This window comes from Petrotoga sp. 8T1HF07.NaAc.6.1 (genome assembly GCF_016772115.1).
In the GTDB taxonomy this organism is placed as follows: domain Bacteria; phylum Thermotogota; class Thermotogae; order Petrotogales; family Petrotogaceae; genus Petrotoga; species Petrotoga mobilis.
The window spans coordinates 121,811-147,257 of sequence record NZ_AUPG01000006.1 but is presented as its reverse complement, the minus strand read 5'-3'; the positions used below and the strand labels follow the sequence as shown (position 1 = coordinate 147,257).

General features: G+C 32.6%; 25 protein-coding genes. 15 read left to right on the top strand and 10 right to left on the bottom strand.

Annotation, left to right across the window (positions count from 1 at the left end):
* Nucleotides 1–133 precede the first annotated feature (133 nt).
* Both NAAC61_RS05820 and NAAC61_RS05815 read left to right on the top strand, forming a co-directional pair.
* Nucleotides 134–748, top strand: coding sequence for a DUF4897 domain-containing protein (locus NAAC61_RS05820; protein ID WP_103065463.1), 615 nt, complete (start codon nucleotides 134–136; stop codon nucleotides 746–748).
* A gap of 26 nt (nucleotides 749–774) precedes the next feature.
* On the top strand, nucleotides 775–1,551 hold the full coding sequence (locus NAAC61_RS05815; protein WP_202695481.1) for a DUF6115 domain-containing protein: 777 nt from the start codon (nucleotides 775–777) through the stop codon (nucleotides 1,549–1,551).
* Here the strand turns inward: NAAC61_RS05815 and NAAC61_RS05810 are convergent.
* The 9 genes from NAAC61_RS05810 to NAAC61_RS05770 all read right to left on the bottom strand — a co-directional run bounded on the left by NAAC61_RS05810 (nucleotide 1,532) and on the right by NAAC61_RS05770 (nucleotide 11,153).
* Nucleotides 1,532–2,338, bottom strand: a complete 807-nt coding sequence (locus tag NAAC61_RS05810; RefSeq protein ID WP_103065465.1) for a HemK/PrmC family methyltransferase — start codon at nucleotides 2,336–2,338, stop codon at nucleotides 1,532–1,534. The genes NAAC61_RS05815 and NAAC61_RS05810 overlap by 20 nt on opposite strands.
* Nucleotides 2,339–2,347: 9 nt before the next feature.
* A complete protein-coding gene (locus tag NAAC61_RS05805) occupies nucleotides 2,348–2,653 on the bottom strand; it encodes a metal-sulfur cluster assembly factor (RefSeq protein WP_012209465.1) in 306 nt (101 codons plus the stop codon).
* A 13-nt stretch (nucleotides 2,654–2,666) separates the two neighbouring features.
* Nucleotides 2,667–3,674, bottom strand: coding sequence for a peptidyl-prolyl cis-trans isomerase (locus tag NAAC61_RS05800; RefSeq protein ID WP_121959643.1), 1,008 nt, complete (start codon nucleotides 3,672–3,674; stop codon nucleotides 2,667–2,669).
* A 13-nt stretch (nucleotides 3,675–3,687) separates the two neighbouring features.
* Nucleotides 3,688–4,314, bottom strand: coding sequence for a ribonuclease HII (locus NAAC61_RS05795; protein ID WP_012209467.1), 627 nt, complete (start codon nucleotides 4,312–4,314; stop codon nucleotides 3,688–3,690).
* A 25-nt stretch (nucleotides 4,315–4,339) separates the two neighbouring features.
* On the bottom strand, nucleotides 4,340–5,290 hold the full coding sequence (locus tag NAAC61_RS05790) for an ABC transporter permease (protein ID WP_012209468.1): 951 nt from the start codon (nucleotides 5,288–5,290) through the stop codon (nucleotides 4,340–4,342).
* Nucleotides 5,287–6,363, bottom strand: coding sequence for an ABC transporter permease (locus tag NAAC61_RS05785; RefSeq protein ID WP_041534425.1), 1,077 nt, complete (start codon nucleotides 6,361–6,363; stop codon nucleotides 5,287–5,289). The genes NAAC61_RS05790 and NAAC61_RS05785 overlap by 4 nt, the downstream gene beginning before the upstream one ends.
* A 39-nt stretch (nucleotides 6,364–6,402) precedes the next feature.
* A complete protein-coding gene (locus NAAC61_RS05780) occupies nucleotides 6,403–7,989 on the bottom strand; it encodes an ABC transporter ATP-binding protein (RefSeq protein WP_121515367.1) in 1,587 nt (528 codons plus the stop codon).
* Nucleotides 7,990–8,098: 109 nt separating this feature from the next.
* Nucleotides 8,099–9,199, bottom strand: a complete 1,101-nt coding sequence (locus tag NAAC61_RS05775) for a BMP family lipoprotein (protein WP_121959644.1) — start codon at nucleotides 9,197–9,199, stop codon at nucleotides 8,099–8,101.
* A 25-nt stretch (nucleotides 9,200–9,224) separates the two neighbouring features.
* Nucleotides 9,225–11,153 carry a hypothetical protein gene (locus tag NAAC61_RS05770; protein ID WP_202695480.1) on the bottom strand — a complete coding sequence of 643 codons (1,929 nt, stop codon included), beginning with the start codon at nucleotides 11,151–11,153 and terminating at the stop codon, nucleotides 9,225–9,227.
* 294 nt (nucleotides 11,154–11,447) lie between these two features.
* On the opposite strand from NAAC61_RS05770, the gene NAAC61_RS05765 reads away from it, so the two are divergent.
* On the top strand, nucleotides 11,448–12,437 hold the full coding sequence (locus tag NAAC61_RS05765) for a WD40 repeat domain-containing protein (protein ID WP_147429918.1): 990 nt from the start codon (nucleotides 11,448–11,450) through the stop codon (nucleotides 12,435–12,437).
* On the opposite strand, the gene NAAC61_RS05760 is transcribed toward NAAC61_RS05765, so the two are convergent.
* Entirely contained in the window at nucleotides 12,418–13,443 is a 1,026-nt protein-coding gene (locus NAAC61_RS05760; protein ID WP_012209474.1) for a polysaccharide pyruvyl transferase family protein, read from the bottom strand. The genes NAAC61_RS05765 and NAAC61_RS05760 overlap by 20 nt on opposite strands.
* A 100-nt stretch (nucleotides 13,444–13,543) precedes the next feature.
* Between NAAC61_RS05760 and flgB the strand changes: the two genes are divergently transcribed.
* The 12 genes from flgB (at nucleotide 13,544) to NAAC61_RS05700 (ending at nucleotide 25,387) form a co-directional block, all read left to right on the top strand.
* Entirely contained in the window at nucleotides 13,544–13,945 is a 402-nt protein-coding gene (flgB, locus tag NAAC61_RS05755; protein ID WP_012209475.1) for a flagellar basal body rod protein FlgB, read from the top strand.
* Nucleotides 13,942–14,364 carry a flagellar basal body rod protein FlgC gene (gene flgC, locus NAAC61_RS05750; protein WP_012209476.1) on the top strand — a complete coding sequence of 141 codons (423 nt, stop codon included), beginning with the start codon at nucleotides 13,942–13,944 and terminating at the stop codon, nucleotides 14,362–14,364. The genes flgB and flgC overlap by 4 nt, the downstream gene beginning before the upstream one ends.
* An 18-nt stretch (nucleotides 14,365–14,382) precedes the next feature.
* Nucleotides 14,383–14,682, top strand: coding sequence for a flagellar hook-basal body complex protein FliE (gene fliE, locus NAAC61_RS05745; protein ID WP_012209477.1), 300 nt, complete (start codon nucleotides 14,383–14,385; stop codon nucleotides 14,680–14,682).
* Between the two features lie 157 nt (nucleotides 14,683–14,839).
* Nucleotides 14,840–15,052: a hypothetical protein gene (locus NAAC61_RS05740; RefSeq protein ID WP_012209478.1), complete on the top strand. Its 213-nt coding sequence runs from the start codon at nucleotides 14,840–14,842 to the stop codon at nucleotides 15,050–15,052.
* A complete protein-coding gene (locus tag NAAC61_RS05735) occupies nucleotides 15,049–16,302 on the top strand; it encodes an MFS transporter (protein ID WP_369973684.1) in 1,254 nt (417 codons plus the stop codon). The genes NAAC61_RS05740 and NAAC61_RS05735 overlap by 4 nt, the downstream gene beginning before the upstream one ends.
* 97 nt (nucleotides 16,303–16,399) lie before the next feature.
* Nucleotides 16,400–17,749: a magnesium transporter gene (mgtE, locus tag NAAC61_RS05730; protein WP_202695479.1), complete on the top strand. Its 1,350-nt coding sequence runs from the start codon at nucleotides 16,400–16,402 to the stop codon at nucleotides 17,747–17,749.
* A gap of 51 nt (nucleotides 17,750–17,800) precedes the next feature.
* Nucleotides 17,801–18,700 carry an HDOD domain-containing protein gene (locus NAAC61_RS05725; protein WP_158245208.1) on the top strand — a complete coding sequence of 300 codons (900 nt, stop codon included), beginning with the start codon at nucleotides 17,801–17,803 and terminating at the stop codon, nucleotides 18,698–18,700.
* On the top strand, nucleotides 18,687–19,040 hold the full coding sequence (gene rbfA, locus NAAC61_RS05720) for a 30S ribosome-binding factor RbfA (protein WP_012209481.1): 354 nt from the start codon (nucleotides 18,687–18,689) through the stop codon (nucleotides 19,038–19,040). Before NAAC61_RS05725 ends, rbfA begins: the two co-directional genes overlap by 14 nt.
* Entirely contained in the window at nucleotides 19,037–19,954 is a 918-nt protein-coding gene (gene truB / locus NAAC61_RS05715; protein ID WP_012209482.1) for a tRNA pseudouridine(55) synthase TruB, read from the top strand. Before rbfA ends, truB begins: the two co-directional genes overlap by 4 nt.
* Before the next feature lie 2 nt (nucleotides 19,955–19,956).
* Nucleotides 19,957–20,847 carry a riboflavin biosynthesis protein RibF gene (gene ribF / locus NAAC61_RS05710; protein ID WP_012209483.1) on the top strand — a complete coding sequence of 297 codons (891 nt, stop codon included), beginning with the start codon at nucleotides 19,957–19,959 and terminating at the stop codon, nucleotides 20,845–20,847.
* A 17-nt stretch (nucleotides 20,848–20,864) separates the two neighbouring features.
* Nucleotides 20,865–22,619 (top strand): M3 family oligoendopeptidase, encoded by a 1,755-nt coding sequence (locus tag NAAC61_RS05705; protein ID WP_202695478.1) that lies wholly within the window; start codon nucleotides 20,865–20,867, stop codon nucleotides 22,617–22,619.
* 62 nt (nucleotides 22,620–22,681) lie between these two features.
* A complete protein-coding gene (locus tag NAAC61_RS05700; protein WP_202695477.1) occupies nucleotides 22,682–25,387 on the top strand; it encodes a CBS domain-containing protein in 2,706 nt (901 codons plus the stop codon).
* Nucleotides 25,388–25,447 lie beyond the last annotated feature (60 nt).

Here is a 25,447-nt window from a genome sequence, read left to right as displayed (position 1 = left end):
AAGGCTAGGGGGTGAAAGGGAGAAATCTGTACGGGGTATTGACTAAATTTTTGTACCTTTAAAAAAAACACTTGATTTATGTTATAATAAAAAATAATCAACAGGTTAAAGATCATTTATTAGGAGGAATCACATGGCTAACGATCAAAAACAAAAAAGGGGTAATAGCTTTAATTTCATAATCATAACATTAATTTTCTTTGCTGGGTTAGCTATTTTTCAATTTTTTATGTACAGAAATCTTCAGCCTCAGTTTCAAGTAATATCAAGAGATATTACATTTACTATTTACGAAGACCTTTCCGTGGATTTTGCAACCAAAGTAGAAATACTAACAGAAAACGAGAGAGATTACGAAACCTTGGTAGAAGGGTTTAACACCCCCGATGAAGAAAAGCTTTCTCTTTTTCAACAATCTTTGGATAATTTAAAAGAACAAATCCCAAGAGATTTTGTGGTTTTATCTTATGAGTCAACCGTAAATTCCAATTCTCCAAGGATTTATGTGAATGAAACGGTTAAATTGGAAGGGTTGGTTTATAGAAATGATAGAGGAAATATTGAATTTTCTCTTTCTGGACAACTTTTAAGTGCTCAGAATGAGGAAGTGACTGTAAGTATTCATTATCCTTATGGTTGGGAAGTCTTAAGTGTAAATCCTACTCCCACTTATATAGACCAGAATGTTATAGGCTATTCCTATACCGGGGCATTAGGTTATCCCACGATAGAATTCCAATCTAAATAGACTATCGTAAAAATGGGGGAATTGTAATGGTTATTTTATATTTATTAGTTGTCCTTTCTCTCACAATATCAATTGTTAATATTTTTCTTATGATCCGTTTAGGCAACTTTTTACAAGAAAATAACGAGACAGGGGAAAAATATGAAAATTTTGAGGAAGAAAAAAACCTCTATTTAGCAAGATTTCAAAAGATAACCTCCACAAGATTAAGGGCCTTAGATAATAAAATAGAATTGGTTGATCAACTTATGAAAGATTTAGATGATGCTTATGCTAAAACTTTTTCATTGTTGACAGATTTAGAAAGAAAATTAGATTCGTATAAGAGGCAGGAGTTAGAAAATAAGCTCCAACCTTCAAAAAGCTTAGAAGATCAAAAGAATGATGAAGATCAAAAAGACATAGTTGACAAAGACGATAAGGTAAGGGTTTACGAGCTTTCACGAAAGCTGAATATGTCAAGCAAAGAGTTGGTTGATTTTATTAATACAAATACTGCTTTAGATGTTTCTAACCATTTGGTGAAGTTGACACCAGAAGAAGAAAAAATGATATTTGAGAAAATCAAAGAAGTTCCCAACATCTCGTCAAAGAAAGAAAATATTCCATCAAATATCGATATGGCTAAAGATAAAAATATAAATATAAGTAAAGATAATGTTAACTATAAATACGACAAAACTAACAAAATTCTTGAGTTGTCCAAAAATGGCTATACCCCTCAAGAGATAGCTAAGGAATTGAAAATTGGTGTAGGTGAGATAATGCTTGTTCTAAGTTTGTTTAATAATGAGGAGAAATAAAGATGAATCTTTCTTTCTTAAAAGAGTCAGGCAAAATTTGAACTTTTCCTATTGTTGATAGAATTTCAGCCGTTTTTTTTACAGTAAATTCACTGGTTTCGAACAAGAGATATTTAGATTTTAAAAGGTGAGAATATTTAGATATCTTTTTAAAAAAACTTTGACCATCGTATCCCCCATCAAGAGAAATTCTAGGCTCATATCTTAAAAAACAATTTTGTTCTATAAAAGAAGTTTCAACATATGGAGGATTTGAAATTATCAATTCTACTTCCTCAATCTCTTTCAAAAATGGATCTAAGCAATCACCAATTTTAAATTCAACATTGACACCTAATCTCTGAGCGTTGTATTGAGCTACTTTTATCGCAGCTTCTGAAATATCAGAAGCCTGAACCTTAATTTTTGGTAATTGTTTTTTTATCGAGATTGCTATCACACCAGAACCTGTCCCTATATCAATTACATGTTTTATATTTTTATTTTTTATAAGATTGACTGCTAATATTACTAAATCTTCAGTTTCTATCCTGGGTATTAGTACATTTTCATCTACAAAAAACTCATTTCCTAAAAAAGAAACCTTTTTTGTAAAGTACTCGATAGGATACCCTTCTTTAAGATGTTTAAGTAAAAAATCGAAAGTTTGGTGAGAAATTTCTACTTCTGAATCTTTAAGAAAAAAAGATATATCTTTATCTTCAATTTTTGATAATATTTTCAATATACGAAAGGGGGAGATTTTAAACTCCCCCTGAATTTTACTTACTAACTCTGTTATCTTCATTATCTTACCTCAAATTCCCAAAAGATTTCTAACTTCTTCACTTGCCATCTGCGGATCCCAAGGGGGATCAAAGGTAAGTTCGATATCTACATCGTTGATTTGTTCTATTTCTTTTACCTTCTCTTTTGCATTTTCAATTATTAAACCGGCCAAAGGGCACATTGGGGTGGTTAATGTCATCAATATATGAACGTTATTGTTCTCATCTATATCTACCTTGTATATCAAACCTAATGAAACGATATCGAATCCAATTTCCATATCATAAACCTCTTTCAGAGCATTTATGATTTTATCTTTTTCTATATCAGGCATGTGTAAGCCTCCTTCAAAACATATCAGAATTGAGAATTATTGAAGATTCTTCTTGAAATTTTTGGAATTCAGTTGGTAAAACTTTATCAAAATATTCTTGAGCTTTTTTGTCTTTTAAGTTAAAAATTATTTGGTCTTTTGCTTCTTCAAAAGTTAACTGTTTTTCTGGGTATTTTCGTTCTATTTTTAAAAGAGCATATGTATCGTTTTGCGAATCATACAAAAGAGGTGTTGTAATAAATCCTGGAGGATTGCTTTTCACAGTTTGTACAATCGAATTTGAATCATCTTTAAGATTTATTCTCATAGAGGTAGCTGAATCAGTTTGTTCGAATACTTCATCATATGTGTAATAACCTTCAATAATACGATTGTATGTGTAAGAAGCATCTTCTGTGCTATTGAATACAATTAGCTTTATATCAGCTGCAGGATCAGATTTATAGATGGCTTTGTTGTTTTGATATTCCTTTGCAATTTCTTCGTCGGTTACTTCTGCCTCTTGAACAATTTTGGTATAAAGCGCAGCTATAGAATTATTGTATAATGTTGAATAATATGCATCTTCTAAATAATTTGTTTTTGAAGTGTAACCTAAGGCGAGAAGATAATTTTCTATTTCTTCGTCAGGTATTCCAACGTCTTTAAAGGCTTTTGAAAAGTTTTCCTCAATGTTATTCCACGTTTGTTTGCGTTGTAAATCTATGTTTTTTTGTTCGACGAATTGTATAAAAAGAACTTGATTGACTATTTTTAAAGCTTGATCTTCTAAATATGTATTCATGAGTTCAACACCTGTAGCTGTTCTTGTTAAAACAGAATAAAACTCGGGATAAGAATTATAAATATCTGACAAAAGGTAAACTATTTGAGATCTTGATATTAATAGTTCTTCACTAAGTGTTTCTTCATTAACTTTTGCAAAGGTTGCTTGCTCCAATGGTTGATAGATTATTTTTGGATAAAGAATAGTTGAAATAAGAAATACAAAAAATAACAATAGTTGAGCTTTTTTCCTCAAGATATTTGCCTCCTCATAAAATTCCTTCTTCGATGAATCTCTTAATAGGATTAAATGTTTTTCTATGCTCTGATATTATACCATACTTTTTTATGCTTTCAATGTGTTTCCTGGTAGGATAGCCTTTATGGGTTATAAAGCCATAATTAGGATATAGTTCATGTAGTTGATTCATATATATATCTCTTTCGTATTTTGCTACAATAGATGCGGCTCCTATCAGAGGGGATGTTTGATCTCCTTTGACAATACAATCGTAGTTATAATCAAGTTTGAAGAACTTTCCATCAATAATTACATAATAATCGTTGGCGTTTTCCTCTACGATTTTTTCTAATAACTTAATCATTGCTAGCTCAGTTGCCTTGAATATATTTATTTCATCTATCAATTGTGAAGTTGAAAAATTGCTATAATATTTAAAATTTCTCGTTATTTGAAAGTATCTTCTTTCCCTTTGTTTTGGAGATAGTGATTTTGAATCTTTTCCAATTTTTGCTAATAACTCACCCTCTTTTTTTGATTCTATAACAACAGCACCAACAAAAACAGGCCCAGCTAATGGGCCTCTTCCAGCTTCATCTATTCCAATTATTTTTTTGTACTTATTTAAAAGAGTTATTTCAATATTTTCTTTCATCTTAACCACCTTTGAAAATAACTATTTACTCTTTTTCGTAAGGGACTCCGTCAGCTGCAGGTGCTCTTGTTCTACCAACAAATCCTCCAACGACAATTATAGTCAAAACGAAAGGCAATAAATTTAGTAAAGCTTTGATTTCTGAAGGGAGAACCATCAAAGTTTGAAGTTGAATGTTCATAGCTTCTGCAGCGCCGAAAAGCAAAGCTGCCCACATGGTCCCAATAGGATTCCAATTGCCTAATATCATAGCTGCCAAGGCAATGAATCCTTTGCCCGCAGGCATCTGTTCTTGAAACTGTCCTATATCACCTAGGGCTAGATACATTCCTCCTAATGCAGCAAGAACTCCACTCATTAAAACTCCAAAGTATCTTATCGCTTTTACGTTTACACCTAGCGTATCAGCAGCCCTGGGATTTTCCCCTACGGATCGCATTCTTAAGCCTAAAGGAGTTTTGTAAAGTAAAAACCAAGATCCAATGATTACTACTATTGCAATGTAGAAGAAAGAACTGATCTCTCCAAAAATTTCTCCAATGAAAGGAATGTTTTGAATTGCCTCAATTTTTACCGTTGGGATTTTAGCAACAAAGTCTGTTTGACCTTCTTGTCCAAAAACAGGTTTCATCAAAAAGCCAGTGAATCCTTGAGCGATTAGAATCAAAGCTGTGGCAGAAACGATTTGATTTGCGGACCATTCTATAGAAACATAGGCATGTAAAAATGCCAAAAGTAAACCTCCGGCCATACCTAAAAGAAGTCCAATCCAAGGGTTTCCAGTAAGAAAAGTAACAGCCACCCCGATGAAGGCTCCTAATTTCATTATACCTTCTAAAGCAATATTTGTTACGCCGGTTATTTCACTGTAAACTCCTCCAATTCCAGCAAAAATCAATGGTAATGCAGAAAGAATCGTTAATTTATAAAATAAAGGTGAAGCAAAAGCGGTAAATATAGCTTCAAACCAATTCATTCATCTTCACCACCTTGAAGTGTATTAGGGGATTTTTTCTTTCCGAGCTGAGAAGCCTTTATGATCCAAGTTCGTATTATTCTATCCGCTGCGACAAAGTATATTATTATTCCTTGTATAACAACAATAATATCATCTGGTACACCTATAGTTTGCATAGCATTTGAACCAGATCTTAGTGAGGAGATGAGAAAAGCTGCAAAAATAATACCTATAGGATTGTTTTGACCGATCAATGCAATAGTTATTCCATCAAAACCTCTATCGCTTGTAAATGCACCAAAAATTCTATGATGAACGGACATAACTTCTAAAGCACCAGCTAAACCAGCTAACGCTCCTGAAATAGCCATTGTAAGTACAATATTTTTACTTATTGATATTCCTCCATACTCTGCTGCATATGGATTGAATCCCACAGCTTTAACTTCATATCCAGTTGTTGTTCTCTCTAATATTATATAAATAACAATTGCCGCAACGATGGCTATTAAAATACTAGAAGGAATGGTAGATGCTTGGACTGTTAACAGTGGAGGAAGTTGAGCACTTTCTGCAATTTCAGGGGATTTTGGAACGCCTGCACCTACAGCAAATGGTCCGGCTACCAGATAATTGGTAATATGATAAGCTATCCAGTTCAACATAATGGTAGTTATAACTTCGTGGGCACCTGTTTGAGCTTTAAGCCACCCTGCTATAGAGGCCCAAAAGGCTCCTCCAGCCATCCCTGCCAGAATAGTCAAAGGTATTGCTATAGCAGAAGGGACATTACCTAAGCTCAGTCCTACCGCTACCGCCATTATCCCACCCATAGCCATTTGACCTTCCGCACCTATATTGAATACTCCTGCTCTGAATCCAAATCCTACAGCCAAACCAGTTAGTAACAAACTTGTCATTTTTGTTATATTGTCCGCCCAGGAAAGCCTGCTACCAACTGCGCCTTTAATCATAGCTCCATAGGCTTTTAAGGGGTTTTGGCCTATGGCTAAAATTATAATTGCTGCAATTAAAAGTGAAACTACAACCGCTAAAAAAGGAACTAGAAAAGACATCCATCTTGATTTCATAAGTTTTGAGGAAGAAGTCACTTTATTAGCGCCTCCTATTTATAGACTTTTAATTTCTCCAGCCTCTTCCATTAATTTTACTTCATCTAAACTCTTTCCTGCCATCATTAAACCGATCTCTTCGATTGTTAATTGACCATTTTCAAATTCACCCATGGATTTTCCTTCATACATAACCATTATTCTATCAGATAGAGACAAGATTTCGTCGAGTTCCATAGATATAAGTAAAATAGCAACTCCTTCTTGCCTCAAGTGTATCAATTCTTTGTGAACATATTCTATTGCTCCCACGTCTAATCCTCTTGTTGGTTGAGAAACAACTATAAATGTTGGTGAAGTGCCAATTTCTCGCGCTATGATAACTTTTTGTTGGTTTCCACCCGATAAGTTTCCTGTATATATATCAATCTCAGGTGGTCTAACGTCAAATTTTTCAATGAGATCTTTGGAGAAATCCCTTATACCATCAAATTTTAGGAATCCTCTTTCTGAAAATTGTGGTTTGTCATGAGAACCTAAAATTAGGTTAAAATAATTTGGGAATTCATGAACCATACCTCTTTTTTGTCTATCTTCAGGTATGTGAGCTATGCCTAGCTCTCTTAATTCTTTCACAGATAAATTACTGACCTCTTTCCCTTGAAAATAGTACTTGCCTCTTTCTATTTTTCTGAGCCCAGTTAAGGCCTCGGCGAGTTCAGACTGTCCATTTCCTGCTACTCCTGCGATCCCTAGAATCTGGTTTTTTCTAACTTCAAAGGTAATACCTCTTACGGCATCTAACTTTCTATTGTCTTTTACCCATAAATTTTCAACTTTCACAAGTACTTCTCCTGGTTCTATACCTGGTCGATCTATACTTAGAACAACTTCTCTTCCAACCATCATATTAGCCAATTCTTTTTCGTTTGTCTCTGAAGTTTTAACGTTACCCGTAACCTTCCCAAGTCTCATAACGGTAATATTATCGCTTATCTCCAGCACTTCTTTCAATTTATGGCTAATGAAAATAATAGTCTTACCATCTTTTTTGAGACTTCTCAATATTTCAAAGAGCTCTTGAGTTTCTTGGGGGGTTAAAACTGCTGTTGGTTCGTCGAGAATTAAAATGTCCGCTCCACGATAAAGTGTTTTAATTATTTCGACTCTCTGTTGCATTCCTACAGGAATATCTTCGATCTTTGCTTCTACATCTACTTTGAGTCCATACTTTCCTGACAATTCCTCAACATCTTTTTTGGCTTTTTTAAAATTAAAAATAACTCCCCTTGTGGGTTCGTTTCCTAAAACAACGTTTTCCGCAACTGATAAATTTTCAACCAGCATAAAATGTTGATGAACCATGCCTATACCATTGTCTATAGCATCAGAAGGGCCTTTGATATCAACTTTTTTTCCTTTTATGTAAATCTCGCCGCTTGTGGGTTGGTACAAACCATAGAGTTGATTCATCAAAGTGGTTTTTCCAGCGCCATTCTCACCGATTAGTGCATGAATCTCTCCTTTTTTTACTTTAAAGGTAACTTTATCATTTGCAACAACCCTGGGAAATATTTTAGTTATTTCTTTCATGTATACTGCATAGTCATTTAACTCTTCATGGATATTTTCTGTTTGAGGCATCTGCAACCTCCTTTCAACTTCAGGAATAAAAGTTTTAACAAACTTTGATAAATAATCTACAAAATAGGCGGGATTTTATCCCGCCTCATATTTGCAATAAATGAGTAAATTAGAATGGAAAAACTATATTACTTGCATTAAAGGAACCTAATTCAGCTTCGCTTTGAGGGATATTGATTTTTCCTTCCTTGGCAAGTGATTGTAAATATGCCAATTCTGCTATTACTTCGTTTGGTATAAGTCCCTTGGTATATTTCATTGGAGATATTCCAACACCGTCATCGACTATACCTAAGTTGTTATGTCCAGATTGAAAATATCTTGCTGACAAAGCTGAGTTGATACCATCAAAAGTTGCTACATCGATCTTTTTTGTGATACTAAGTAAAACATAACCAGGTGCCATATAATCTTGATCAACATCGACTCCTATTGCGAAGTAACCCTCACCTTTTTCATAATATTTATCTATAACCTGTTGTAGAGGCGCATTTGCTGGTAAACCGTAGAAAGACATTCCTTTTTCTTTTGCTGCGTCGATGACACCATTACCTGTTGCACCAGCACATGCAAAGACGATATCTGCGCCGTTGTCGTATTGAGAAAGGGTTAACTGTTTGCCCTTTGCAGGGTCTTCAAAACTGGCAGCGTACCCGATTAAAACTTGGACATTGGAACCATGGATTTGATTGTAGGCTTCAACTCCTGCTCTGTAACCTATTTCATATCTTTTGACCGGGGGTATTTCTATTCCACCAACGAAACCTATCTTACCTGTTTTGGTCATGGCAGCCGCTACGTATCCACCTAAGAAGCCTGCCTCATGTTCTTTGAAGGTGTAAAGGGCTAAATTGTTTGGGACCGTTTGACCTGGAGATGGTTCTATATCTATTCCTATGAAAAATGTATCTGGATATTGAGCGGAGATATTGAATAAGGCATCTGCCATCATAAATCCAACTCCAATTACTACATCTCCTCTTTGAGCTGCGTTGGTTAGATTTGGAATATAATCAGTTTGTTCCTTGGAAATGATTATTTCTCCCTCAACATTTGGAAGTTGATCCATAGCCATTTGAACTCCAGCCCATGTTCCGTCGTTGAAAGACTTGTCTCCCAAACCACCCACATCAGTTACCATAATAACTTTTAAAGCGAAAGAACTTACAAACATTAAACTGATTAAACTAAGAACTAGCAACTTTTTCATGTTTTCCTACCTCCTTTGGGTAAATTTACTTGTTTTTTTGAAAGTAAAAGTTTCTAACAAACAACAGAGAAGTTAAAAGTAATAAAATTATTCCAAATATATAGTTTATAGTGTAGTCAACAGTGTGAATACTAGGATAGCCAGTTTGGCTGAAAACCTGAAGGGGAGTTACTTGTATGAAGCTAAGAATGCTTATTATATACATAGATATTAAAGAAACAAATTTTGTGATTTTCTCTTCAAAAATGACAAGAATCGTTATACTTAAAAAAAACAAAAGAAAGATTTTTGTACCATAAACAGTGTTATAGGCTCTTAAATTTATTTTGTCGACCTTTTCTACGTCAAAAAAGGCTTTTATAGTGGGTAACAAGGGATCGATTAGATCAGTAGATTGAAGGAGTTGGTTTGAAGTTTCTATGAATTTAGATTCGAATTCTGCATCAGAAAATTTTAACACATCGTTGGCTTGGACTTTTAATGCGTCTAACTCATTATAGATATTTCTTTCTGCAATTTCTGATGAATTAACAAAGTCAATAACCTCTTTTGAAAAATCAAGTGGTATACTTCGGTAATTTTGTACTTTATCAATTTTCAAGCCGTCTCTATTTGTTTGAACCGATGATCCTTGTAGGTTTGACAAAACTTGTGAGTTCAAAAGATCAGCTAAAAAAGATGAAAAAGTTGATCTATAAAAAGTGTTGACTTTTGAGTATTCGCTTCCTAAGTATGAATTCAAACTGGATATAGTTTTATGAAATGGAGCATGTGGGTAAACAACAACATCGTTCAATAATTGAGCTTCAAAAGTGGAATTATCAAACTGAGTATTATTTTGCATCAAAAGATCGTAAGAATAATATGAGGGTACGAATAAAGTAAGCAACACCAAGAAAAAGATGGAAAAGTTTATAATTTTTTCTGTAAAATTGGTCTTTTTTCCGAAACTTTTAAAGAGCAAAACGGCTAAAAACAAAAACACAAAAGTAACTATATAGCTTCCATATAGAAAGGAAGATATTGTATCTTTTATAGGATTGTAGAAGATCAGAAGATAGACAAATTCAACTCCAAAAATACTTAAAGCTGTCACCCAAAGATACTTTCTTAAAAATAAGAAAGTTATAAGAATCAAAACAGCATAGATGATAATTCTTATAAAAGAAATATTAGTCCCAGTCTTGCCTTCCTCAATAAATATTTGAGTGACTTGTTGTACTTGGCGGTTGGTTTCATCTATTAGCGAATTGACATAATTGTAAGAGAGCTGATCTATCGCGATTTGGAGTGGCCTTCCAGTTATACCAGATTGTACAAGCTGCTGAATTCCTTGTTCTAAACTTTCTCTATTTTCTAATATTATCTCATTAAGTTCAGGATTAGCTTCCCCTTCATATATGTAAAATCTTTTATCTAAAATCTCAGCCTTAGATTCGAATCTTTCAATATTAGTGAAAGGAGCGGTATCAACAATTCCCAAAGAATATATAATAACGTTGCCAAAATAAGTTAAAGCATCATTTTCTAAAGATCTTGTATAATCTTGAACGGTTGCAAAGTAGGCTGGCATAGATCTAATCATCTCTTGTGTAATTTGTTCGCCAGAAAGATCGGATTGAACATACACTAAGAATCCCGCAAAAGCCAATTTTTCTTCAATTGTAGTTAATTGAGACTCTACATTGTCATAAATCTGAGAAAGATAAGTTTGAATATTTGTAGGTCTATCAACGTATTCAGCACTTCCTATCATTTGAGTTCTATAAAATCTATACAATCCTAAATTGTTAAGTTCTTGGAAAAAAGAATTGAATTCTTCGTTGGAAAGATTACCATCACTGTTGTAGGTTTGAATAAGCGATGTATAAACATCTCTAACTGCTTCAACATCGAGGGTGAAAGCTGTTAAAGAAAAAATGACTGTAATTAATAAAATGGCTAATTTCTTCATCTCTATCCTCCAAATTATGTAATTATTTAGAACAACAAATAAATGATTGATTTTATTATATCATTTTTTTTGTAGTTGTTCAACCTTGGATTATCTTAATTATACTTGATTATTAGTAATTATATCCTTTTAAAAACGATTAAAGATGATTAAGAGCTTTTTCATTAAAAAATTAAGGTAATTAAATGTTGATTGAGAAAATCTGATGTGGTAAAATAATCCTATAAAATACTTATAAGAGGAGAGATTGATATTTCAAAAAAATTTCATTTCTTAATGGTTCTATCTATTTTTTTGGCAGCGTCTTTATTTTCAGAATCAATTTTTTTAGAAGTCAACAATTTCAACATTGGGGAAAGAGCATTTCATATAGATTTGGGCAAAAATTACGCGATAATTGCCGATTACCAAGGTACAGCTCATTTTATAGATATCTTTACTTTAGAAAAAATTGAGTTTACACAAGCTATCTTACCTATGGGTGGAGCATTCGATGGAGAATTTTTTTATGTTATTGATAATTACAATAAAGAATTACTAAAAATCAAAAACAACAAGGTGATGCAAAAATTAATCTTAGATTCTAAACCTGTAAATATAAAACTTATAAACAACGAATTGTACATATTAGGCACAAATCCTTTTAAATTATACATTGTCGATTACAACCTGTTTATAAAAAAATCAATGGTCCTTCCTGTGCATAGCCCGTTAATTAGAAATATAGGCAACCAAGTTTTTATACCTTTATTTGATAATTTTCAAAACAACGTGTTTTTAACCGATTTGCTTTTTTTGATTCCTAATAATGATACTTATATTGTAAATTATAACCATATAGAACATCCTATAGATATTGTAGGATCAAATGGAATCATTTATATGGTTTCGTATTACAATGGCAATTTGTATAGGAATGATTTCAGAAAACAGCCTAAAATAGCTCAATTTGGAAGGTACACTACAAACATTGAGATATACAAAAATAATATTGTGGGCAATTCTCTCATGGGTGGTGTTTATTACTACGATCTCTCCTCTGGTGAAACCAACGTTATTTTAGATGATGTACCAATTAGTGATATTTCTGTTTCTCCCAATGGACAATACTTATTCGCTATCTCACATATAGAAAATAAGCTTTTTGTAATTGAGGGTACGAACGTCTATCAAACAATTGATACCTACAATTATCCAATCGACGTTGAGTCTCCTACTGATAATGTAGTTTTGGTACTTTGTACCGATTCTTCGAAGTTGCAGGTTATAAGATACTTTGAATGAGTGTTTTAATATCAAACACCGTTTTTTGTAATTTATCTTTGTATATATCAGAAATTTCTTTGAAATCATAATTTGAAGAAACGGTGTCGTAATAGATAAAGGGTATTTCAGGAGTGCTTTTATAAAAAAAGTTGTAATCTTCCTTTATGTTTTTTAGGACTCTTCTATTCTTAACATTGTTGAAAGTTAATGTTTGCCCAGCAAAAAAGATTCCAGTTAGAGCACTGTGTAAACGATCAGATATAATTATTTTAGATTGAGAAATTTCTTTGGTTATTTTATTTGGGTCTTTAAAAGGGAATTCAGCGGATACCTTGGTTTCTTTTCTAATGTTTTCAACTAATTCATAATTTTTTAATGTGTCTTGGGTTGCATTTATTACTAAAGTGGAAAGTGTATAATGTTCAAAAGTTGATAAGAATTCTGTTAAAAGCTGTAAATCATGTTCTTCTTTCAAACAAACTGATATTTTGTCTGTTTTTTTATAAGTATAATTTAAAAAAGGATATGGTCCTACATCTACACCTAGAGAGATATTTTTATTGTATTTTTTTGCAAAGACATAAGATGTTTCATCTCTCAAATTAGCGTAAAGTTTTGGGTAAGAAAGGATTTTCTTTAATTTTTGGAGGCTTCGTTTTTGGTTAAAAGATCCAAAACCTTGGGATAACAGTAAGATTGTTTTATTAAATTTTTCCCCCAGGTGGGCTATATAGTAATAGTACATAAAACTTCTGTAAGATGTTTCGGATTGAAAAAGGTTTCCTCCTCCAAAAATTATAACATCACTCTCTTTTATAGTTTTACGTATTTCGTAGAAATTGAATCTTGGAACAGTGATTATTTGAAATCTATATTCTTCATCGAATTCCAACTCGTTTTCAAGAGGTAAGAATATAATTCCATCGAATTTTATTTCATTTAATATTTGTAAGAAACTTTTTAACAATAGATCATCTCCATAGTTGCCGTACCCATAAAACCCAATTAAAAAAATTTTTTTCATCTTTTTTCCTCCAAATTAATTATTTAAAAATCATTATTTAGGAAAATGTTGTTTTTGAAAAGAAAAATAAAATAGATAAAATAAAGGTGGGTGAAAATTATTGTTTGATAATATCAATTTTCAGATTATTCCAAATACTATGGATGCATTATCTTTAAGGCAAAATGTGATTTCTCAAAATATAGCAAATTATGAAACACCTGGGTACAAAAGAAAGTACGTTGATTTTGAAAACGAGTTACAAAAAGCGTTGAGTGAAGATTCAGCTTTGACTCTTAAAGTGAATAGAGACCAACACATAAATAATACCTTATCTTTAGGAAAAATTCAACCAAATATTCAAATAGATAATTCCAAATCGCTTAGAGATGACGGAAACAATGTCGACCCCGATATGGAATTGGTAAGAATGACTCAAAATACCTTAAAATACAACACTTTATCCAGATTGACGACCTATGCAATCCAAAGATATGAAACAGCTATTAGAGGTGGTAAATGATGGATGGGTTATTTAAGGTTTTGGATATTGCTGCAAGCGGTATGACAGCAGAAAGATTTAGGTTAGACGTTATTTCTCAGAATTTGGCTAATTCAGATACAACTAGGACAGAAGAAGGTGGACCTTACAGAAGAAAAGCAGTAATCTTTCAAGAAGCACTCAGTGAAAGTACAAATGGAGATAGGAATTTTGGCGGAGTGAAGGTCTCTTCTATAGTAGAGGATCCCTCACCTTTTAGATTAGTATATGACCCTAACCACCCCGATGCAGACGCTGAAGGATACGTTAGTTATCCTAATGTCAATGTATTACGAGAAATGGTCGATATGATGTCTGCCCAAAGAGCTTATGAGATGAATGCAGCGGTTGTAAATTCAGCCAAAAGCATGTACAATTCTGCCCTTGGAATAGGCAGATAAGTAAGGAGGTGAGCATTGATGACAGAAGGTATAAATGGAATAAATGGGATTGACCCCAATAAATTAGCTCCAGAAAAAACTAAACAAGAAGATAAAAATTTAGACTTTTCTAAATTATTAAAAGATGCAATTGAGGAAGTAAATTCAATCCAAAAGAATGCTGATAAAGTTGCAGCAGATTATGCCGCAGGCAATATAACGGATATACATCAAGTTATGATTGCTGCAGAAAAGGCTTCTCTTTCGTTACAATTAACAACAGAAGTTACAAATAGAATCGTTGAAGCATATAAAGAAATAATGAGAATGCAGATTTAATTATGTTTTTTCTCCCTTATAAATATTATCAATTTGATCTTTAAATGGTTGGGTATTTTTACCCAATCTTTTTGTTTTATTATATTTTATTAAAATTTAAAAAAAGTTGATAAAAGTTTGTTATAATTTATGCATATAGTGAAAGGAGGTGATTTTTATGGAAGAAATAATCAAAAGTGCAGAAAAGTACATTGAGGAAAATCCTGAAGTAGATTTAGAAAAGTTGGAAGAATTCTTAAGAGGAATCTACGATGAAAAAGACGTTGATGAGTACTTTGCTCAGATCGGTGAAATTTTATCAGCGATGGAAAATTATTATGAAGATCCTTTAGATCTATTCATTAATGATGATGAAAAAGATAATAAATAAGGGGGAGGGCAAAGTTGACAAAAGAAGAAAGAAGTTGGATTTTGTACGATTGGGCGAATTCCGCGTATTCAGTTGCTATAACCACCGCACTGTTACCAATATTCTTTAAGGATTATGCCGCTGCTCACATGCCAGATTATTTATCGACTGCTTATTGGGGTTATTCATCTACTATAGCAACTTTGATAGTGGCAATTTTGGCACCAATTTTAGGGACATTAGCTGATTATAAGGATTATAAAAAAAGGTTCTTGCTTTTCTTTCTTTTGATGGGTGTTGTGTTTACAGCTTCTTTGTCATTGATTCAAGAAGGACAATGGTTTTTTGCCTTAGTGTTATATGTTTTATCAAGCATAGGATTCTCTGGAGCCAATGTTTTCTACGATTCCTTTTTAACGGATGTAACTTCAAAAGAACGTATGAATTGGGTATCATCTAGCGGTTTTGGATGGGGTTATATAGGTAGTACTATACCATTTTTAATTGGACTTATTTTTATCTTGAATCCTTCATTAATCGGCCTTAAATCTACTACTGCAGCAACAAAGTTGGCATTTGTTATCACTGCAGTGTGGTGGTTTGTTTTTTCAATCCCAATCATGAAAAATGTTAAGCAAACATACTATGTAGAAAAAACGAAAACTCCAATAAAAGATTCTTTTAAAAGGCTCTCGCAATTTTTAAAGAATATGAAAGGCAACAAAAATGTTTTTCTCTTTTTATTGGCATATTTTTTCTATATAGATGGAGTGGATACAATAATAAGGATGTCTTCTTCTTACGGACTTGATGTTGGACTTAACGCCAACGATTTGCTGGTCGCTTTTTTGGTGATACAAATAGTAGCTTTTCCGTTTGCCTTGTTGTATGGAAGATTATCCAAGAGATTTTCTACAAAAAATTTGATATATTTTGCAATTTTTGTCTATACTTTTATCACTGTTTTTGCTTTTTTCTTAGAAACCATTGTCCAATTTTGGATATTAGCTATGTTAGTAGCATCTTCTCAAGGTGGGATTCAAGCTCTTAGCAGGTCACTTTATGGTCGCATGATACCAAAGGATCGATCTGCAGAGTATTTTGGGTTCTACAATATATTTGGAAAATTTTCAGCAATTTTGGGGCCCTTTTTAGTAGGGATCTTCACACAAATTGGGAAGAGTTCTAGATGGGGAGTTGCAAGCTTGCTCTTTTTGTTTATCATTGGAGGAATACTTTTCTATTTTGTAAAAGAGCCTGAAGAAGCGTAAAATTATCGGCTAGAAAGGAGATGCAAATATGGATAGTCACGGTAGTTTCTGTGAATTTCTCGATCTACCACCGTAATGATTGAAAGGAGGAGTAAAATTGAAGGTTGAAGTAAAAGTTGATATAAAAAAATTAATAAACGAAAAGGAGTTTAAACTTCTAAAAGAGTTGTTAAAAGAACAAGAACCCGCAAAAATAGTAGAGATGATTGAAGAATTACCTCACGATGAAAAAATTGTTGTTTTCAGATTTTTGCCTAAAGACACCGCTGCAGAAGTTTTTTCTCAGTTAGAGAAAGATGATCAAATGGAATTACTTTCTCTTTTTAAAGAAGATAAGTTGAAAGAAATAATAGAAAATATGGAACCAGATGATAGAGCTGATTTGCTAGAAGAACTTCCTGCGAATGTAGTTAAACGTTTACTTGGTCATCTTTCCAATGAAGAGAGGCAATATACTCTTATTCTTCTTAATTATCCTGAATATTCTGCAGGAAGGATAATGAACCCAAATTTTTTGGATCTTAAAGAAAATATGACCGTAAAAGAAGCGCTTCAGCATATTAGAAATGAAGGCAATAAAAAAGAGACTATCTATACTTTGTTTGTGATAGATAACACCAGAAAATTGAAAGGTACAGTAGAATTAAAAGACTTGATTTTTTCAGAAGAAAATGAGATTATAAAAAATATAATGAATGAAAATCCTATCTATTCAACCGTTTACGATGATGAAGAAGAAGTCGCAAGGATCATGCAAGATTATGATCTTTTAGCTATTCCTGTTACAGATAGTGAAAAAAGGTTGGTAGGAATAATAACCATTGACGATATCGTGGATGTTTTAGAAGAATCAGCCACAGAAGATATCCAAAAAATGGCAGCAGTAGGAGTAACAGAGACTTCTTATTTTCATACTTCCATTTGGGGGCTGGTTAAAAGCAGAGTAATTTGGCTTGGTGCCTTGCTACTTTTTGAGAGTATCGCTGTCTTTGTAATTGAGGGATTTTCAGATGTCTTACAGAAAATTACTGTATTAGCAGCATTTATGCCAACTATTAACGCTATAGGAGGAAATACTGGGAGTCAAATGTCCGCTATAGTAATTAGGTCAATGGCAGTTGGAGATATTGAAGAGGATGATTTTAAAAAGGTATTAGGAAAAGAGTTGTTTTCTGGTGTAATTTTAGGTATAATTTTAGGAATAATCATGTTTTTACGGTCAATAGTGAATACTAGAGAACCATTGATTATGTTGAGTTTATCTTTATCTATAATTATAGTAGTTATGATTTCAAATCTTTTAGGAGCCATACTACCTTTTCTTGCCAAAAAGATACATTTAGATCCTGCTTTGATCTCTGGACCATTTATTTCTACTTTGATGGATATACTAAGTATGTTTTTTTATTTTTCTATTTCCGCGTTACTTCTTAAAGATTTGTTATGAATAACAAACAACAAAAAAGTGAATTAGAACTTGATGGAAGGAACTGATATAATGAACGAAATGGATATTCAAGAGATCACCAAAAAAATTAAAGAATTACCAACGCCTGATTTTATTGTACAAAGGATTATTAACATAGCCAACGATCCCGAAGCGGATATAAATGACTTGCATAATATGATCGTTCAATCACCTGCTTTAACTGCAAAGATTTTAAGATTATCTAATTCTGCTTATTATGCACTACCAAAGAGAGTAACGAAACTTACGCAAGCGATAAATCTGCTTGGTTTCAAAACGGTTAGAAATTTAGCTTTAAGTATTTTTACTGTCGAGAATTATTTTTCCCAAGATATACCTTTTTTCAATACACAGCATTTTTGGGTTCATTTGATCTCAACTGGCGTCGCCTCAGAACTTTTAGCAAAATATCTTAATTCCCCAGATAAAGAAGAAGCCTTTATGTGTGGTGTTCTGCATGATCTTAGTAAGGTAGTGATGGCACATATTATGCCGGATGTTTTTGAGATGGTCATTAAAGTTGCTCAACACGAAAAAATTTCTTTTTTTCAGGCGGAAAATTTGTTATCAACTTATTCGCATCAACAGATTGGAAGGAAGCTTTTTGAAAATTGGAATATGTCAGACTTAGTCATAGAAACTGCTACATACCATGATAATCCTTTGGAGTCTAGTAATGAAGAAGCAAAAAAATTATTGTATATTGTAAATGTTGCGAATATAACTACTAATTTATATTTTTACGGCTATTCAGGATGCTTCGATATTCCTGAGGTTGATTTAAAAATTTGGAACTTTTTGGGATTAAATTATAATAAGTATGCCAGTTATTTTGAAGAATTCAAAGATATAATTAAAAGGTCCCCTGAATTTACTAACATGAAAGAAGTGTTCGATGATCTGGAGGTGACATCTGATGGCTCAGTATAGAAGAGAAATGCTTGAGTCTGAAATGAAAAAATTAATTACCCAAGGTTTTTCTCAATTAAAGGATCCTAGATTAAAAGACAAATTTATTGACATAAATATGGTACGTTTATCAAAAGATAAATCTTATTTAGATGTATATGTTTCATCTCTTGATGAAGATATTGATACCATCATTAATATTCTAAACAACGCAAAGGGTATGTTTAGAACTCTTATCGCAAAAAATATTAAAATGTTCAAGGTTCCCGAGGTAAGGTTTCATAAAGACGAAGGTATTGAAGCAAGTATTAGAATAAATAAACTAATAGAGAAAATAGAGAAAAACGAGGAAGGGAAATGAAAAGTGGTTTTTTAGTAATCAACAAGCCAAAGGGTATTACTTCTCATGATGTAATCAATATTCTTAGAAAAAAGTTTGGCTTACAGAAAATTGGTCATGCTGGAACTCTAGATCCCTTTGCTACGGGAGTACTAGTTGTAGGAGTAAATAAAGCTACAAAATTGTTAGAATTTTTTCAAAACGAAAAAAAGACATACTATGTAAAAGCTGAATTGGGAATCATCACAGATACTTTTGATATAGAAGGGAAAATACAGGAAAAGAACATAGTTACTCAGCAACACATCTCTAATTTGAAAGACATATGTTTTTCTTTTGTGGGGGAATATCTACAAGTTCCTCCTGCCTATTCAGCCAAAAAATATAAAGGTAAAAAGCTTTATGAATATGCCCGTGAAGGTAAAATAATTAATCTTCCTCCAAAAAAAGTAAAAATATATCAGCTTTCAAATTTTTCACAAGAAGGACAAGAATTTAGTTTCTTTGTAGAAGTAAGTTCGGGAACTTATATAAGATCATTAATCATGGATATAGGATATGCTTTAGGATGTGGAGCCGTTACCAAAGAACTTTGTAGAGTGAAAAGTGGTAAGTTTGAATTAAAAGATAGCATTTTGTTAGAAGAGGTTTCACTGGAAAAAATGTTAAAAATGGATGAGGCTTTAGATCTTCCTTACGTTAAGATTAATAACGGGCAACTAGTCATTAAAGGGCAGCAAATTTATAAAGATAATGTTTTAGAATTTTCTAATTTCAATAAAAATGATTACGTTAAAATATACGACGAAAAAGAATGTTTTTTAGGAATAGGTAGGGCTGAAAAAAAATCGACATTTTTAAGAACCCTTCTTAAAGAAGAAGAAAGGAACGATAGGATAGTAAAAATATATAAAATTCTGTACGAGGTGACATAAAATTGTATGCACTCACAATTGGGATCTTTGATGGTGTACACAAGGGCCATCAGTATATATTGAAAAACACTCTCCAACTCGCGAATAACTTAAGGTTTGAACCCTTGGTTTTGATGTTCAGATACCCTCCTGAAAAGCATCTAGGAGGGTTTGAAGGTCTCATTCTACCTAGTTGGCGAAGGAAACAAATTTGCGAAGATATTGGATTTAAAGTTGAAGTTAAAGATTTAGAAGAAGTATGGGGATTACCCCATGAACAATATCTTGAGGAATTGATGAAAAAAGGAGTAAAAGCAATAGTTTGTGGTGAAGATTTTACTTTTGGGAAAAATGCATTAGGCAATGTAGAATATTTACAAGCTGTTAGTCAAAGCAAAGGATTAGTAGTCAAAGTGCTGAAAGATTTAAAAAGTCAAGGAAACAGGGTTAGTTCTTCAGCTATAAAAAGAGAGTTAAAATTAGGTAATATTAAGACAGCAAATGGAATGCTTGGAAGGCCATGGACTCTTGAAGGTACAGTCTATGAAGATAGACATGTAGGATTTAAGCTTGGATTTCCAACTGCAAATATTAACGTTTGGGAAAAAGAGGAGATCTTATTGCCAAAATTTGGTGTTTACATTGTGAAAGGATATGTAAGAGGTCGATCGGGTTTTTTGTGGGGCCTAATGAACGTTGGCTTAAGACCAACTTTTGATGAATACAAAAAGACTCCAAAAGTTGAAGTCTATTTTTTGGATTTTTTTGGTGATCTATATGGTGATTATATAGTTTTAGAAGTAATAGATTTTTTACGAGATGAAGTAAAATTTGATAATGAACAAGAATTAATTGGCGCTATGGAAAAAGATGAAGACCAAGCTAGAAAGATCATACAGAAGCATTATATATAGAAGGGAGATGAAACGTTTTGTCTAGATGGGATTTAACATTTTTTTATTCCTCACCCGAAGACTCACAAATTAAAGAAGATTTCGAAGAAAGCTTAAGGCAAATCAAAAAATTATATCAACAGTACTATGACAAACTGTCGAACCCTTCGCTGACTCCCCACGAATTGAAGAACTTTTTCCAAGAGTTTGAGAAAGTTTTAAAAATGCATAATTTTACTTACCAGTATTGTCACTTGCTTTATGATTCCAACACCCAAGACGAAACTGCTCAAAAACTCTATGCGATGGCTAAAGATTACGATTCAAAAATAGAAATGGAATCATCATTTTGGAAGCCGAGGTTATTGAAGCAAAATGAAAAAAAGCTTAACGAATTGATGTATGCCGAGGAATTGAAAGATTACACCCATGTGCTTCAAAAGCTTATTAAATCAAAAAGCCATATATTGAGTGAAGATGCTGAAAAGGTGTTAGCCGCTATGTACAACTCATCACGGGGAGGCTTTGAAGAATTATATGGTCGGTTAACAAGTTCTTATACTTTCAAGTTAGAGATCGATGGTGAACTTAAAGAATTAACCGATCCGCAAGTAAGGAGTTTAAGAAGAAAACCTGATGTAAATTTAAGACGACAAGCAATGAAAGAATTCTTTAAAAAGTACGACGAAGATAGCCTCCTATTCGAAAAAATATACAATTCTATCGTAAAAAATTACGACACAGAGGCTAGTTTGAGGAATTACAAAGAGCCGATTTCTATGAGAAACTTTAACAACGAAGTTGAAGATGAAATTGTGGAAACCGTTATAAAGGTCACAACTGACAGGACGCCCATGGTTCACCAATATTACAGATGGAAAGGTAAAAGGTTAGGGATAGAACAAACTCTTGCCGATATCTATGCGCCTTTGGCAAAAGTACAAAAAGAATATACTTTTGAAGAGGCACAGAAGATTGTTTTAGATTCGTATTACGAGTTTGATGAAGAAATTGGAGAAATTGCTGAGTCTTTCTTTAAAGAAAAAAGAATAGATTCTGAAATAAGAAAAGGTAAAAGGGGAGGAGCTTACACTTCTTATGCACTTCCAAATAGAAAACCTTTTATTTTATTAAATTTTACTGGAACCCTTGCCGATGTAAGCACTTTGGCGCATGAGCTAGGACATGGGATACATGGAACTTTAGCCTCTGAACAAAACATTTGGAATTATCACCCTCCTTTAACGATGGCAGAAGTTGCTTCTGTGTTTGGTGAGATGTTGGTGATTGATAAAATACTACCCACCCTTTCTGAAGAGGAAAGGACGGCTTATCTTGCATCGAATGTTGAAGGAATGTTTTCGACAATGTTCAGGCAAAATATGATTGCTAGATTCGAAATATCATCTCACAATTTGATAGAACAAAATGGAAGCGCAAGTTGGAAAGAACTTGCAGAACTGTATAAAAAAGAATTAGAAATTATGTTTGGTGATTCAGTAATAATACCACAAGAGTATTATTATGAATGGGCAAGCATACCTCATATCCATAGAACACCTTTTTACGTATACGCATACAATTTTGCTAATTTATTAGTCTTAGCTTTGTACCAGCAATACAAAGTTGAAGGAAAATCTTTTGCACCAAAATACAAAGAGTTGCTTAGAAGTGGTGCAAAAGATTCCCCGAAAGAATTGTTGAAAAAAATTGGGATTGATATCTCAAATAAAGATTTTTGGGAAAAAGGTTTCGAGTTTATAGAAAGGGAATTTATCAGCAAATTAGATTGAAGTAAAATAGAAACATTCAACACATTTTTAAATAATGGATTGAATCCAAGGGAGAATTTATTTTGGTTCCTAAAATTATAATAACTACGCATAAAAATGCAGATTTTGATGGTTTTGCTGGTTGTGTTGCGGCATCATTAATATATGAAGACTCTATTATTGTGCTTGAAGGAGAACCTCAGCAAAATCTTAAGGAATTTTTGAATATATATGATATTCAATACGAAAAAGAAAATAATTTTATAAAAGAGTATCAAGAAGAAATAAAAAACCACAAGGTCGAAAAAGTTGTTATTGTGGATACTGCAGATATCAATAGAATTCCAGAATTTATCAAATCTCTAATTGAACAGGGAACAGAAGTTGACATATATGATCATCATCCTGAGTTAAAGGAGCAAAATATCAAAGGTAATAATTATTCTAAAGAGGTAGGAAGCGCCACAACGCTAATTGTTCAAAAATTATTAGAAACCAAAATAGTTCTTCCTGATACCTATGAAACTCTTTTTTTAATAGCAATCCATGAAGATACAGGAAATTTTGTTTATTCTACAACAACGCCATTAGATCATCAAATCTCTGCAGAGCTATTAAAAGGTGGTGCGAGGATAGAAGAAGTAGAAGAGTTTGTCTCATTGGAAATGACAAAAGAACAAAAAGAACTTTTTGACAAACTCTATAACAATGTTCAAGAGCTTACCTTGGAGGAAATAACAATACATATTACTTATTCTGAGATCGACAAATTTATAGGCGGGTTAAACGTTATAACCCACAAATTGTTTGAGACTCTAACTCCAGATGTTTTGTTTATTGTTGTAAAAATGGGAAAAAGCATACATATAGTTGCAAGATCAAGGATCGAAGAAATAGATTTAAATAAAATTCTATCTTTATTTGGCGGTGGAGGTCATAAAAAAGCTGGTTCAGCTAAAATAAAAGGTCTTAGGATAGAAGAGGTTATTGACAAGATTAAAAAAGAGCTAAGCTCCTCTTTTACCCCAGTTTTAAAAGCAAAACATATTATGTCATCTCCTGTAAGAACCATATTATCATTTGAAACAGTGGAAAGAGCTCATGAATTGATGTTTCAAACAGGACATTCAGGCCTTCCTGTAATTTCTGATAATAAATTAGTGGGTATTGTAACTAAAAAAGACATAGAAAAAGCAATGAAACATGGTTTAAAAAATGCCCCTGTTAAAGCTATAATGAGCACTAACTTAAAGGTTGTTGATGTAGAAACTTCGTTGACTCAAGTAAGAAGGATCATGGCAGAAGCAGACATTGGAAGGATTCCTGTTTTAAAAGATGGAATACTTGTTGGCATAATAACTAGAACTGATCTTTTAAGGGCTACTAACGGAGTTTTTAATTTTTCACTTAGCCCAATATTAGAAGAAAAGTATAAATCGCAAAATCTAAAAGAAGAAATGGAAAAAATTCTACCGATATCTATTCTTAATCTTCTAAAACTTATTGGCTTGTATGGCAATGAGCTAGGGTTAAACGTCTATATAGTAGGAGGATTTGTCAGAGATCTTTTGCTAGCGATTCGCTCAAAATCATACGGTTCGAAAAAGGCCATACCTTACGACTTAGATGTGGTAGTAGAAGGAGATGGCTTATTATTTGGAAGATACGTTGCTAAACAATTAAGGGCAAAATATGTTGAACACCCCAAATTTCACACCTGCTCAATTTTTTATAAAAATGGGGAAAATAAGATAATAAGGATTGATATTGCAACTGCCCGAACAGAATATTACGAAGAAGCAGGAGAACTTCCCAAGGTTGAATTATCAACTATTAAAAAAGATTTATATAGAAGGGATTTCTCTATAAACGCTATGGCCATAAAGCTTAATTCGGGTTCTTTTGGGATACTGATGGATTTTTTTAATTGTAAAAAAGATCTTGAAGAAGGCAAAATCAGAATACTTTATCCTCTTTCTTTTATCGAAGATCCTACTAGAATATTGAGAGCTATAAGGTTTGAACAAAGATTTGGTTTTGAAATTGAACCTAACACCCTAACAAAATTGGAAGAAGCTGTAGAAAATGGATATTTTGAAAAAGTGACTGGAATGAGAATAAGAGATGAATTTGAAAAAATACTAGAAGAACCTGAACCAATGAAAGCAATAAAAAGAATGGGTAGCCTGAAAATAATTTTTCACTTGTTCGAAACAACTTATTACTCTCCCACAATGGAAAAAGATTTAGAAAAACTTTTTGAGGTTAAAGAATTCTTTAAGAAAAACTTACCAAATTATCTGAATAAAGTCCGACTATTTCACTTAGTATTATACGTTCTACTACAATACACGCCCGAAGATTCTCTCAAGAAAATTACTGCAAGATATGGACTACCAAAAGATTTTATTAAGAATTTAATGCAAGTAAAAAACGTATATAGTGAAATTTCTAAAGATTTTAAAGACAAAGAGAACATATCAAAATTGTCGTATTTTTATGATAAAACCTATGGTTTTCAAAATGAACAATTAATTTTCTTGGCTGTAAAACTTTCTGAAGAATTATTAGAAAAATACTATGAATATCTAATAAAAGTCGAGAAATTAAAACTGTCCATCACAGGGAAAGATTTATTAAATAAAGGATACGAAGGTGTTCAAATTAAAGCAAAGTTAGAAGAAATAAAGAAAAAACTCTTGAATTGCGAAATACAACCTGGCGAAGAAAAAAAATTTGATATAAATTTGACAATTCAATTTTTTTATGTTATAATCCCTAAAATTTAGCAAAAGGAGTTTTTTGAATTTATGACTAATTGTGAAAAAAATTTCATTTCTTATAATCAA

Coding starts and splice junctions, on each gene's coding strand:
- NAAC61_RS05820 (WP_103065463.1), top strand. CDS start 134: ATGGCTAACGATCAAAAACAAAAAAGGGGTAATAGCTTTAATTTCATA.
- NAAC61_RS05815 (WP_202695481.1), top strand. CDS start 775: ATGGTTATTTTATATTTATTAGTTGTCCTTTCTCTCACAATATCAATT.
- NAAC61_RS05810 (WP_103065465.1), bottom strand. CDS start 2,338: ATGAAGATAACAGAGTTAGTAAGTAAAATTCAGGGGGAGTTTAAAATC.
- NAAC61_RS05805 (WP_012209465.1), bottom strand. CDS start 2,653: ATGCCTGATATAGAAAAAGATAAAATCATAAATGCTCTGAAAGAGGTT.
- NAAC61_RS05795 (WP_012209467.1), bottom strand. CDS start 4,314: ATGAAAGAAAATATTGAAATAACTCTTTTAAATAAGTACAAAAAAATA.
- NAAC61_RS05790 (WP_012209468.1), bottom strand. CDS start 5,290: ATGAATTGGTTTGAAGCTATATTTACCGCTTTTGCTTCACCTTTATTT.
- NAAC61_RS05785 (WP_041534425.1), bottom strand. CDS start 6,363: ATGAAATCAAGATGGATGTCTTTTCTAGTTCCTTTTTTAGCGGTTGTA.
- NAAC61_RS05780 (WP_121515367.1), bottom strand. CDS start 7,989: ATGCCTCAAACAGAAAATATCCATGAAGAGTTAAATGACTATGCAGTA.
- NAAC61_RS05775 (WP_121959644.1), bottom strand. CDS start 9,199: ATGAAAAAGTTGCTAGTTCTTAGTTTAATCAGTTTAATGTTTGTAAGT.
- NAAC61_RS05770 (WP_202695480.1), bottom strand. CDS start 11,153: ATGAAGAAATTAGCCATTTTATTAATTACAGTCATTTTTTCTTTAACA.
- NAAC61_RS05760 (WP_012209474.1), bottom strand. CDS start 13,443: ATGAAAAAAATTTTTTTAATTGGGTTTTATGGGTACGGCAACTATGGA.
- flgC (WP_012209476.1), top strand. CDS start 13,942: ATGATGGATGGGTTATTTAAGGTTTTGGATATTGCTGCAAGCGGTATG.
- fliE (WP_012209477.1), top strand. CDS start 14,383: ATGACAGAAGGTATAAATGGAATAAATGGGATTGACCCCAATAAATTA.
- NAAC61_RS05740 (WP_012209478.1), top strand. CDS start 14,840: ATGGAAGAAATAATCAAAAGTGCAGAAAAGTACATTGAGGAAAATCCT.
- NAAC61_RS05725 (WP_158245208.1), top strand. CDS start 17,801: ATGAACGAAATGGATATTCAAGAGATCACCAAAAAAATTAAAGAATTA.
- rbfA (WP_012209481.1), top strand. CDS start 18,687: ATGGCTCAGTATAGAAGAGAAATGCTTGAGTCTGAAATGAAAAAATTA.
- truB (WP_012209482.1), top strand. CDS start 19,037: ATGAAAAGTGGTTTTTTAGTAATCAACAAGCCAAAGGGTATTACTTCT.